The sequence below is a fragment of the Streptomyces sp. NPDC051020 genome (assembly GCF_040683105.1).
Taxonomy (GTDB): Bacteria; Actinomycetota; Actinomycetes; order Streptomycetales; family Streptomycetaceae; genus Streptomyces.
The window spans coordinates 1-10,848 of the sequence record NZ_JBFBCG010000129.1; the positions used below are offsets into that span (position 1 = coordinate 1).

The window sequence follows — 10,848 nt, forward strand, 5'->3', positions numbered from 1 at the left end:
TTTCGGGCTATGGGGGAGTCGTCGACCGACGACAACGCCGCCAGGCGCCGCCCATCGGCACGCGACGCCGCCCCACCCATGTGCGCGGCCTCTAAGGCCCGGCCGGGCCGTGACGTCACCCCGAAAGCGTACCGAGCCGGCGGAGCAGGAACCGGCGTTACGCAGGACCTCGGCGGCACCCGCGGCCGGGAGCCCCAGGTGATCGATACGGCCGACGCCCCGGGAGGGGGATGCCCTTGCGGCTGTTCCGCGACCGGAGCCCGGCGGCCGGGATGTCCATGCCCGGAGACTGGCGGGACGGCCAGGGCCCGGTCGACGACCGGAGCCTGCTCCCGGTTCTCGCTCTCGGGGCCCGGCGCGGCGACTCGATGGTGCCGCGGCCGCGGACGGCAAGGGCGCGGCAGCCGCGATCGAGGGACTGCCATGCTCCTCGCCGAGACCCCGACACGACGCCGTCAGGCCGCCACGTCGCCGGACGGCCCGGCAGCACCTCGTCATTCAGCCGGAATGGCGATCTCGAACCAGGTGGTCTTGCCGCGCCCCGCGGGCGAGCTTCCCCAGTCGCCGGCGAGCGCGTCGACGATCAGCAGTCCGCGCCCGGACTCGGCCTCCTGGTTGGTCTCCTCGTCCGCGACGATCGCCGTGGGGACAGGCGGATGCGGGTCGCTGTCGCGGACCTCGACGCGGATGCGGTCCGGGTACTCCCGCAGCCTCAGTTCCACTTCGCTGTCGGCGTGGATCAGTGCGTTGGTGACCACCTCGGTCGTCACCAGTTCCAGGGTGTCCTGCAGCCGCACCCTGTCCCACTGGCGCAGCAGGTCCCGCAGGAACACCCTGACCTGGGCGACTCCCTGCAGGTGGTGCCGCTGTACCGACATCCGCGCCGTCCGCCGGTGGCCCTGCAGCTGCGCTCCCTCGTACCGCACCAGCAGCAGAGCCGCGTCGTCGGCGAGCACCCGCCACTCGCGCCTGTCCGCGACGATGCGGTCGGCGAGTACCTCCAGGTCGTCTCCGCAGTGGTCGGCGAGCACCCGGCCGAGCCTCTCCATCGCCGCGTCCGATCCGAGGAGCCGCGCGTCCAGCAGGCCGTCGGTGAACAGTGCCAGTACCGAGCCCGGCTCCAGCAGTGCCTCGCTCTGCTCGTACCGGGCCAGTGGGTCGACGCCCAGCGGAGGTCCGACGGGCAGCGGTCCGGTGATGCTCCGCCCTCCCGCGCCGACAAGGAGCGGACTCGGGTGGCCCGCGGTCGCCGTGGCGGCGGTCCCGGTCGACAGATCGAGCCAGACGCAGCAGCAGGTGGCGTACAGATCCGTGTCCAGCCCGGACAGGAGCCGGTTGCTCCGTTCGAGCACGGTGGCCGGGTCATGGCCCTCGGTGGCGTACGCCCGGACGCCGCTGCGGAGTTGCCCCATCACCGCCACCGCATCCAGGCTGTGGCCCTCCACATCACCGATGACCAGGCCGATTCCGGCGCCGGGCAGCGGGACGATGTCGTACCAGTCGCCGCCCACCTCCGCCCCCTCGGTAGCCGGGAGGTAGCGGGCCGTGGCGACCGCCTCGGTCAGATGCGGGAGGCTGCGGGGCAGCAGACTGCGCTGCAGGGTCTGGGTGAGCGCGTGCTCGATCTCGTACGAGCGGGCCCGCTCCAGGGACTGGCCCACCTGCTCCAGCATGATCGCCAGGACGGCGAGCTCCTCGGGCGCGATGGGGCGCGCGGGTTCCGGGAATTCCAGGACGCAGCAGCCCACGGCGCAACCGTTGGAGACGAGGGGGAGGTAGGCGCGGGCCTGGACCTCCGGGTCGGGATCACCATTCGGATAGGCGGCCCGCAATGCCTCCGCGGACGGGAACGACCGGATCTCGAGCGAGCGGATCGTGTCCGTCTCCGGGGTGTGGCGGGACAGCAGCGTCCCCTCCACCCGGTGAACCGCCTCGCGTGAGAACCCCGAGGCGCCGATCACATGCAGCCGGCCCTGCTGGGCGAGGCACAGCATCACCGCCCGACCGCCGAAGGGCCGCACCACTTGGGATTCGGCGGCGGCGAGTACGTCCCGGATGTGCACCGCTGCCGTGAGTTCGGCCGCGAGCCGTTGCAGCTGGTAGAGGAACATACTGCTGGTCGGCACGGGGACGGTCGGCGACTCCGCTCCCCCACTCCTCTCCGTGGGGGCGCTGACGTGCGGCAGCGCGGAGATGAACAGCGGGAGGTCCGGAGCCTTCATCGACACGCCCTGCTGTGCGAGGTCTTGCAGCTCGACAGCCAGGTCCTCCGCGACCACCCGGAAGTAGTCCAGCGTCTCGTCAGCGACCGGCCGCGGCGGCACCCACCGCATGCTCACGACACCGAACCGGTGCCGGTCGGTCCGTACTGGCGCGGAGGCGACCATCATCGGGTACGGGTTGGTGGGAAAGAGCGCGGGATCCCGACGGGTCAGCTCCCGCAGCTCCGAGTTCTCGAACAGCACCACCCTGCCCGACTGATGCGCTCGCGCCGCGGAGAAGCTGCTGTCGTCCGCCGCCATGCCCGAGGGCACCGTGAAACTCATGGTGGTGTCGACCATCATCGCGGCCGCCAGCGCCCGGTCGTCCTCCGTCAGCAGATACGCGGTGCAGGTGCTGAAGTCGACATGGCGGTTCAGACGGCGCAGCGCCGCGGCGATGACGCGGTCACGGGACGTCGTCGGACGCCCGGTCGGCCCGTCGGGGCGTGACGCGGAGGATGGGGAGTCCATGAGATCCACCCCGGTGCGTCGGCGACAGGTGGAGACTGCCCGGCTGCTCGGCGATACACGCCATAGCCATTTCAGTATGGGCGCAATCCCCGGGGTACGCGCCTGCGCGACGCCGCCCCCCATGTGCCGACCGGTCTAACTCTCCGACTCCGCGACACGGGCGAGGAGTTCGTCGCGGCCGATCGGGTCGGTTCGTGTCGACTCGACCGTGCAGGCGTGGGCTCCGGCCACCGCACCGTAGAGGCCGCACCTCTGCGGCGGTTCGCCGGCCAGCCAGCCGAGGAGGAAGCCGGACACGAAGGCGTCACCGGCGCCGTTGGAGTCCACCACCGGCCCCGGGGGCGTGACGGCCGGAATCCGGGTCACTTCGCCGTCGGCCAGCAGATAGGCGCCCTCGGCTCCGGCCGTGGCAACGACCACCCGGGCACGTCCCCGCTCGGCGACCCGTCGCATGGTCCGCTCCGGGTCGGCCAGGGCGACGGCGGAGACGAAGACGAGGTCCGCCTCGTAAGCGAACGGCTCGTGGTAGGGGTTGACGCCGTCCCAGTTGTGCAGGTCGGTCGAGATCGTCACTCCGGCCTCCCGCAGCGCGGGAAGAGCGAAGGCGCACGGGTGGGTGATCGAGACATGGGCATGGCGGCTCGCTGCGGCCAGGGACCGGACCGTCGCCTCGGGCAACCGGTCCCCGTCCCGCGACCGGCTGTCGTCGTACAGGGACAGCCGTCGCCCGTCCGGACCGACGAGGTTGACGGCGCGTTTGGTGCCGCCGGGCAGCGGGACCTCGGTGAGTGCGATGCCACGGTCGCGGTGCAGCGCCCGGATCAGGTCACCTGCGTGGTCGTCGCCGATCATGTCGAGGTGATGCGCGCGCAGGCCCAGGGCGCTCACCCCCAGCGCGACGAAGTCCCCGGTCTGCCCCGCCCGCGTCTCGATCCCGGGGCGGATCATGTAACTGTCGGCGTACGGGAGGGGCAGCTCCGGGACGTACACGATCGTGTCGACGCCCGCGCCTCCCAGGACGAGAACATCGGTCTCGGCGCTCATGGGTGTTCCTCTCCGGACCGGCAACTGTGGCTGTCGGCAGGCGAGTCAAGCAGGGCAGCCACCACGGCCGCAAGATGTTGCAGAATCATCCCGCAAGCTTTTGCCCCTCGCCTACGGACCCGGCCGGCGGGATGATCCCGCCGAAGGCGGCACCCATCTCCCCGTGATCACCCCGGCAGGGGCAAACAGTCGTTCCGCAGCGGGACCACCCCGCGGCAGCCGGGTCACCAGACCGTCCCGGGCCCGGGACGGGGGCCTCGTGCAACCGCCTCGCCGTCGCTTCCGTTCCCTCAGGCGCGGACCAGTGGCGCGTCGACCAGGTGCTCGGCCAGGAACCATGCCTGGAGTTCGCCGGTGCGGATCACCTGGGAGACGAGCAGGTCGTTGGAGCCGTCGTCCCCCAGCTCGGCCGTCCGGGCAGCGGCGGCGTGGGCGTCGACGAGAATGGCCTCATGGGCCTCAAGGAGCCGTGACAGCATGGCCGGCACCTGCTCCACGCCGTCCGGAGGACGCGGGATCGACGTGATCTCCGCTACGTGCCTGGGGTCGCCCACCGCGACACCGCCCAGGGACTGGACGCGTTCGGCGATGATGTCGACGAGTTCGAGCTGTTCCCCCGCGTGCTTGTCCAGGACCAGGTGCAGTTGGTAGAAGGTCGCGCCGCGCATCAGCCAGTGATGCTTCTTGTAGAGGCCGTAGAGGATCTGGGTGTCCGCCAGGACCTTGTTCAGGCGTTGGCAGGAGTACATCCGCGCCTCGTAGGACAGACCGATCGGGAACTGCTTGACGGTGCCGAATTCCTGGATCACCTCGCCCTTCTGATGCAGCCACGGCTGGCTGCTGCTCAAGGGCTTGGAACTGCTGGTCATGGTCCGCCTCCTGCGATGCCGTGCTGTGCGTACCCGAGTGACGCTACGTGCCCTGACGCAGGGCGCATTGACCGGTAGCGCATGTGGTGCCACGGCCGAAAACTCCGCGCGGCGGGCGTGGCCGTGGCGGATTCCGCGGCGCCCGAAGCGGTGGCCGACCTGACGCCGCAGGAGCTGCAGATCGCCCAGCTGGCCGCGGAGGGCCTGACCAATCGGGACATCGGCGCCCGGCTCTATCTGTCTCCCCGTACCATCGGCTTTCATCTGCACAAGATCTTCCCCAAGCTCGGCATCACGGGCCGCACCCAACTACGCGATGTCCTCGACCGGGCGCGCCTGCCGGATCACTGAGGGGGGATTCCCCGCACGGGATGCTTGCTCAGGATGGAGACCCGGTTGAAGGCGTTGATCGTGATCGCCACCCAGATCACCGCGGAGATCTCGTCCTCGGTGAGGACCTGGAGGGCGGCGGCGTAGGCTCTCTCCTGCTCGACGGCGTTCGCGGGTTCGGTGGTCGCCTCCGCAAGGGCGAGTGCCGCGCGTTCCCGGACCGTGAACAGTTCGGTGTCGCGCCAGGCGGCCAGCACGCCCAGGCGCTGCGTCGTCTCGCCGGCGCGCAGCGCGGCCCCGGTGTGCACGCTGAGGCAGTACGCGCAGCCGTTGATCTGCGACACGCGGAGGTTGATCAGCTCCACCAGACCGCGGTCGATCCCCGCCTCGGCGGCGGCCGCGCGGACCGCGTCGGCCGTCCCGACGAGTGCGCGGTAGGCCTTGGGGCTCTGCTTGTCGATGTAGACCCGTCGGCTTGCCAGGTCTGCTGTCGTGTCACTCAACGTGGACTCCTTCGGGGCCGCTTCCGGCCCTTGTTCCTCTGCCGTGCGCGTCCGGGGACATGGACTTAGTATCAGGCATAATAGTTGAATGTGAAATCATTCTCGGATGAGAGGGGTGTGCGGTGAGTGAGGTCGAAGCGGATCCGGTCGAACGGCGCCGGGGTGCGGCAGGCCACGGCGAGTCTGCCGTGCAGCAGGTCGATGTGCTGTCCGCGCGGGACGTCCCGTTGGGCGGGCCGCGCGCGATGACGGTACGGCGCACGCTGCCGCAGCGGGCGCGGACGCTGATCGGGGCCTGGTGCTTCATCGACCACTACGGCCCCGACGACGTCGCCGACACGGGTGGCATGGACGTGGCTCCTCATCCGCACACCGGTCTGCAGACCGTGAGCTGGCTGTTCAGCGGAGAGATCGAGCACCGCGACAGCCTCGGCAGCCACGCGCTCGTCCGGCCCGGCGAGCTCAACCTCATGACCAGCGGGTACGGCATCAGCCACTCGGAGGTCTCCACCACCGGCACCACCACGCTGCACGGCGTTCAGTTGTGGGTGGCTCTGCCGGAAGAACACCGGCACACCGGACGTGACTTCCAGCACTACGTCCCGCGACGGCTCCGGGTGGACGGAGCCGACATCAGGGTGTTCCTCGGGTCGTTGGCGGGTGACACCTCTCCGGTACGGACCTTCACGCCCTTGCTCGGCGCCGAACTCGTTCTCGACCCACGCTCGACGACCAGCCTCCCCGTGGATCCCGGCTTCGAGCACGGCCTGCTCGTCGACGAAGGGAACGTACGCGTCGACGGAACACCTCTGCACCCGGCCGAGTTGGGATACATCGGCACCGGAGGCGACACACTGACCCTGACGAACGAGACGGAAAGCCCGGCCCGCGTGGTGCTGTTGGGCGGCACACCGTTCCAGGAACCGATCGTCATGTGGTGGAACTTCATCGGTCGCAGCCACGAGGACATCGTCGAAGCCCGGGCAGCGTGGGAGAACGCCTCCGATCGCTTCGGAGGCGTCGACGGTTACGACGGCGGCCGCATTCCCGCGCCGGGCCTTCCGAACGCCCGCATCGCACCACGCAAGAATCCTGCACACCACTGAGGGACGTACGACACCGAAAGGCCCGTCATGACCCAGCATGCATCCGAGCCGACCGTTCAGAGAGTCGACTCCAGGCACCGTTACGAGGTTCTGGTCGACGGCGAACGCGCGGGCCTCACCGCCTACCGCGACCGCGACCGCGACGGACAACGTGTCTTCTTTCACACCGAGATCGACGACGCCTTCGCAGGCCAGGGCCTGGCCTCGCTCCTCGTGGAGCAGGCCCTGACCGACGTACGCGCCTCCGGAAAGCGCATCGTGCCGGTCTGCCCGTACGTGGCGAAGTTCCTTGAGAAGCACGACGAGTTCGCGGACATCACCGACCCGGTGACGCCCGAGGTCCTGCAGTGGCTGGAGACCGCCCTGAAGCGGTGACCGCCCCGCGGCTCGCGTCGCACGTCCCCTTCTTGCACTTCCGGATAAACAGCTGTGCGCTCGAGGACAACGGGCAGGGGGACGTTCTTCTCCCGTGGGAACACTCCGCGCCACGCCTGCCGGAAGCGCCCGGACGTCGCCCCCGCAGCCGTACCGGCAGCACGATGGTGCAGGCGGCGCTCTCGGGCGCCGGCCGGTGGGCCGGCCACAGCGCCTGCCGGCTCGCCGAGAGGGGCAGGGTCCGATCGGTCGATGGCATGCAGCGGCTCCCCGTGGGTAGGGCTGCCGCCGCGCCGGGCGGACGGGAGAGCGCGAAGGGCCGGAAGGCTGAGCGGAGCTGCCCGCCGGAGTTGTCCGGCTGAACAGGCCCCCTGCCTTCCGGCCCTTGGCTGTATCCGGGCTATACGCCACCGCCTCGGCTGCCCGCGGGTACCGCGGCCGGCGTGGTCTGTTCGCCCGCCGCGGGCGGTGCGGTGTCCGTGCCGACGGGGCGGCCCGGCCACCAGAAGGGGCGGCCGACGTCCAGGGCCAGGGCCGGGACGAGGACGGACCGCACGAGGAAGGTGTCGATCAGGACACCGACGGCCACGACGATTCCGATCTCGATGAACGCCACTTGCGGGGCCGTGGTGAGCGCGGCGAACGTCGCCGCCAGCACCGCGCCGGCGCTGGTGATGACGCCGCCGGTGGAAGTGAGTCCGCTCAGTACGCCGGCGCGGTGGCCGCGGTGACCGACCTCCTCACGGATCCGATGGATGAGGAAGATGTTGTAGTCGACGCCGAGTGCCACCAGGAACAGGAAGCCGATCAGCATGACCTGGATGTCCACTGCCGGGAATCCCAGGACGTGCTGGAACAGCTGCCAGCTGATCCCGAGGGCGGCGAAGTAGGACAGCACCACGGTCGCCATCAGCAGCAGGGGCGCAACCAGGGCCCGGAGCAGGACGACCAGGATGAGGAAGACCACGGCGAGCACCAGCGGGATCACCACCTTGCGGTCGTGGGCCTGCGCCTCGGTCTTCTCCTGTGCCATCGCGGTGGGGCCGCCGACCTGGGCCTCGGCGCCGGGGACGGCGTGCACGGCGGCGCGGATGCGGTCGACCGTACGGGCCGCCGCCGCGCTGTCCGGGCTGTCCTTCAGTACGGCCCGGGTGCTGGCGAGAGTGCCGTCCGTGGACTTCTCCGGCGCGGCGACCTCGGCAACCCCGTCGATGCCCTTCAGCGCGGCGGCGACCGCGGGTGCGGCGTCGGCCTTGCTGATCACCTCGGCGGGCCTGCTCTGGCCGGCCGGGTAGTGGTCGGCGAGGAATTCCTGGCCGGCGATCGAGCCGGGCTTGCCGACGATGAGGTGCTCGTCGTCGAGACCGGTCGTCAGGCCGAGCGAGCCGAGGGCCAGCGCGGTGAGGACGAGGGCGGAGCCGATCCACACCAGGCGCGGACGGCGGGAGATCCTTCCGCCGACGCGGTCCCACAGGCGGTGGTTGGCGTTCTTCACGGCCGCTCCGGCGCGCGGGACATGGGGCCAGAACACCCAACGTCCGAGGATCACCAGAACGGCCGGGAAGAGCGTGGTCATCGCGGCGAGACCGCAGACGATGGCGATGGCCCCGGCAGGGCCGAGCGTGTAGTTGAAGCCGACGTCCGCCTGCGTCAGGCAGAGCAGCCCGATGCTGACGGTCGCCGCGGACGCGGCGATCGCGGGGACGGCCCTGCGGACAGCGGTCTGCATGGCCTCGTGCCGGTCCTCGTGAACCCGCAGTTCCTCGCGGTAGCGGGCCAGCAGCAGCATCGCGTAGTCGGTGCCGACACCGAACAGCAGTGCTGTCACGACGATCTCGTTGCCGCCGCCGACCGTGAGCCCGAAGCCCTTGGCGAGGAGGGAGGAGGTACGAGACGGCCTGCGTGGTGAGGAACGCGACGCCGACGGTGAGCAGCGGCAGCAACCACAGGATGGCACTGCGGTAGGTGATCAGGAGCAGGGCGGCGACGACGAGGACCGTGATGAGGGTCAGCGCGCGGCCGGTCGACTCCCGGGCGTCGGCCGCGTCCAGCGAGTTGCCCGCCGGGCCGGTGAGTCTGGCTTCGAGGCCGTCCGGCCGGTCGGCGGTGGCCCGGTTCCGTACCTTCTCCGCGTTGTCCGCGAGTGCGGTGCTGTCCTCCTTGTCGAGGGGCACGAACGCGGTCAGTGCCTTGCCGTCGTCGGACGGCCTGGCCGGCCCGACCTCACCGGCCGCGAAGGTCGCGAACTCCTTGATGTCGGACGCGACCTTGGCCTTGTCCTCGGCGGTCAGCCCGCTGTCCCGTACGTAGACGACGATGCCGAGGGAGATCTTGCCGTCGGCGAACCGGTCGGCGAGTCCGGCGACATCGGTGGACTCGGCCCCTCGGGGCAGCTCGATGGTCAGCTCGTCCTTCGCGATCTCCGACAGCTGTCCGGCGAGGGGCACGGACGCGACGACGATGATCAGCCAGGTGATCAGTGTCAGCCACTTGCCCTTCCTCCCTCCTGGCAATGTCAGGAGCCGGTCGGCCCAGCGGTGCGGTCGTGACATGGGGACTCCTCGTCCAGGGTGTGGGATGTGCGGGGCACGGGCGCGTGGTGCGTAGGGGAACGGTTCAGGCGGCGGGCTGTTCGGCGAGCGCCGCCTCCGCGTCATGGTGCTGGATCCAGAGGTATCGGCGACCAACGCCTTCATCTCCTGGCCACCGCGAGGCCGTTGAGCCGGCCGGGGCCGGTTGGCCCGGCCCGTATCTCCTGGACGAGGATCTCCTCGCCCTGACCCGCCGGGCACGGGTTTGATTTCTCTGATTTCCCCGAATGGGGTCATGACTCATCGGGCGCAGCAAGCCCGCGGGGGCTGTACGGCGCCTATACAGCGAGAGTTGTCAGGAATTCAGATAGGCGAGGACGGCGAGAACGCGGCGATTGTCGTCGTCGGACGGCACGAGGTCGAGTTTCGTGAAGACATTCGATGTGTGCTTGGTGACGACCTTCTCGCTGACGCCGAGCCGCCCGGCGATGGCGGCGTTGGAGCGGCCCTCCGCCACCAGTCCGAGCACGTCCCGTTCCCGTGCGGTGAGGCGCCCCAGGGGGGCGTCGGAGGCGTTGCCCGCCAGGAGCTTCGCCACCACATCGGGGTCCATCGCGCTGCCGCCCGCGGCCACGCGGCGCACGCAGTCGATGAACTGGCGGCTGTCGAAGACGCGGTCCTTGAGCAGATAGCCGACCCCGCCCGAACCGTCCGCCAGCAGCTCACGGGCGTAGAGCTGTTCCACGTACTGCGAGAGCACGAGCACCGGGAGCCCCGGGATCCGACTGCGCGCCTCGATGGCGGCGCGCAGGCCTTCGTCGGTGAAGGTGGGCGGGAGCCGTACGTCGACGAGCGCGATGTCCGGCCGGTGTTCGATCAGGGCGTCCAGGAGTGCGGGGCCGGTGTCCACGGCGGCGGCGATCTCGAATCCATGGGCGGTCAGGAGGCGCACGAGCCCTTCCCTCAGGAGGAAAAGGTCTTCGGCGAGAACAATGCGCACGGGATCTCCATCGTCGCCATCGTCGGTCCACCCTGAGGGCTGTTCACGGCAAGTATGCCGTCGAATGCGGCAATGCGACTCTCAATTCCGCGCAGCCCCGTTCCTGCGGATGCCGCGGCGCCACCGACCCCGTCGTCGGTCATGCTGATGCGCAGGGCGTTCCGGTCGTGCCTGACGTCGATCCATACCCTCCCGGCCTTCGCGTGTTTCGCCACATTCGTCAGCAGTTCACTGACGGCGAAGTACGCGGCGGACTCGACGGGGCAGGGCGATTGCAAAGTCCCGGTGAGCTCGTGAGTGTGCAGGTCACGGCGGTGTGACGATGCGGGGTGTATGCGCGACCGGACACAACGAAGCT

The 10,848-nt window shown here is 70.1% G+C and carries 9 protein-coding genes and 2 pseudogenes; 3 read left to right on the forward strand and 8 right to left on the reverse strand.

The window, feature by feature from the left end; translation table 11 throughout:
- Positions 1-494: 494 nt before the first annotated feature.
- The 3 genes from AB0N06_RS35845 to AB0N06_RS35855 form a co-directional block, all read right to left on the reverse strand.
- Complete coding sequence (locus AB0N06_RS35845) at positions 495-2,732, reverse strand: SpoIIE family protein phosphatase (RefSeq protein ID WP_366138872.1); 2,238 nt, start codon at positions 2,730-2,732, stop codon at positions 495-497.
- Positions 2,733-2,867: 135 nt separating this feature from the next.
- Positions 2,868-3,776: an adenosine kinase gene (locus AB0N06_RS35850; RefSeq protein WP_366138873.1), complete on the reverse strand. Its 909-nt coding sequence runs from the start codon at positions 3,774-3,776 to the stop codon at positions 2,868-2,870.
- A 290-nt stretch (positions 3,777-4,066) separates the two neighbouring features.
- Positions 4,067-4,645, reverse strand: coding sequence for a DNA starvation/stationary phase protection protein (locus tag AB0N06_RS35855; RefSeq protein ID WP_366138874.1), 579 nt, complete (start codon positions 4,643-4,645; stop codon positions 4,067-4,069).
- A 99-nt stretch (positions 4,646-4,744) separates the two neighbouring features.
- Here AB0N06_RS35855 and AB0N06_RS35860 point away from each other — a divergent pair.
- Positions 4,745-4,996 (forward strand): annotated as a pseudogene (locus AB0N06_RS35860) (helix-turn-helix transcriptional regulator); the annotation flags it as partial.
- Here AB0N06_RS35860 and AB0N06_RS35865 read toward each other — a convergent pair.
- Complete coding sequence (locus AB0N06_RS35865; protein WP_366138875.1) at positions 4,990-5,478, reverse strand: carboxymuconolactone decarboxylase family protein; 489 nt, start codon at positions 5,476-5,478, stop codon at positions 4,990-4,992. The pseudogene AB0N06_RS35860 and the gene AB0N06_RS35865 overlap by 7 nt on opposite strands.
- A gap of 188 nt (positions 5,479-5,666) precedes the next feature.
- Here AB0N06_RS35865 and AB0N06_RS35870 point away from each other — a divergent pair, with 188 nt between their 5' ends.
- Together AB0N06_RS35870 and AB0N06_RS35875 are read left to right on the forward strand one after the other, a co-directional pair.
- Positions 5,667-6,584: a pirin family protein gene (locus AB0N06_RS35870; RefSeq protein WP_366138881.1), complete on the forward strand. Its 918-nt coding sequence runs from the start codon at positions 5,667-5,669 to the stop codon at positions 6,582-6,584.
- A gap of 27 nt (positions 6,585-6,611) precedes the next feature.
- Positions 6,612-6,959: a GNAT family N-acetyltransferase gene (locus AB0N06_RS35875; RefSeq protein WP_366138876.1), complete on the forward strand. Its 348-nt coding sequence runs from the start codon at positions 6,612-6,614 to the stop codon at positions 6,957-6,959.
- 400 nt (positions 6,960-7,359) lie between these two features.
- On the opposite strand, the gene AB0N06_RS35880 is transcribed toward AB0N06_RS35875, so the two are convergent.
- The 4 genes and pseudogenes from AB0N06_RS35880 to AB0N06_RS35895 all read right to left on the reverse strand — a co-directional run.
- Positions 7,360-8,787, reverse strand: a complete 1,428-nt coding sequence (locus AB0N06_RS35880) for an MMPL family transporter (protein WP_366138877.1) — start codon at positions 8,785-8,787, stop codon at positions 7,360-7,362.
- Positions 8,788-8,884: 97 nt separating this feature from the next.
- Positions 8,885-9,787: pseudogene (locus tag AB0N06_RS35885) on the reverse strand (MMPL family transporter); the annotation flags it as partial.
- 58 nt (positions 9,788-9,845) lie between these two features.
- Positions 9,846-10,490 carry a response regulator transcription factor gene (locus AB0N06_RS35890; RefSeq protein WP_366138879.1) on the reverse strand — a complete coding sequence of 215 codons (645 nt, stop codon included), beginning with the start codon at positions 10,488-10,490 and terminating at the stop codon, positions 9,846-9,848.
- Positions 10,454-10,848: ATP-binding protein (locus AB0N06_RS35895; RefSeq protein ID WP_366138880.1), on the reverse strand; the 395-nt coding region annotated here is incomplete at its 5' end. The genes AB0N06_RS35890 and AB0N06_RS35895, both read right to left, overlap by 37 nt.

Bases quoted from the DNA above. Each gene is read 5' to 3' on its own strand.
- AB0N06_RS35855 (WP_366138874.1), bottom strand. From the start codon at position 4,645: ATGACCAGCAGTTCCAAGCCCTTGAGCAGCAGCCAGCCGTGGCTGCAT.
- AB0N06_RS35875 (WP_366138876.1), top strand. From the start codon at position 6,612: ATGACCCAGCATGCATCCGAGCCGACCGTTCAGAGAGTCGACTCCAGG.
- AB0N06_RS35850 (WP_366138873.1), bottom strand. From the start codon at position 3,776: ATGAGCGCCGAGACCGATGTTCTCGTCCTGGGAGGCGCGGGCGTCGAC.
- AB0N06_RS35845 (WP_366138872.1), bottom strand. From the start codon at position 2,732: ATGGACTCCCCATCCTCCGCGTCACGCCCCGACGGGCCGACCGGGCGT.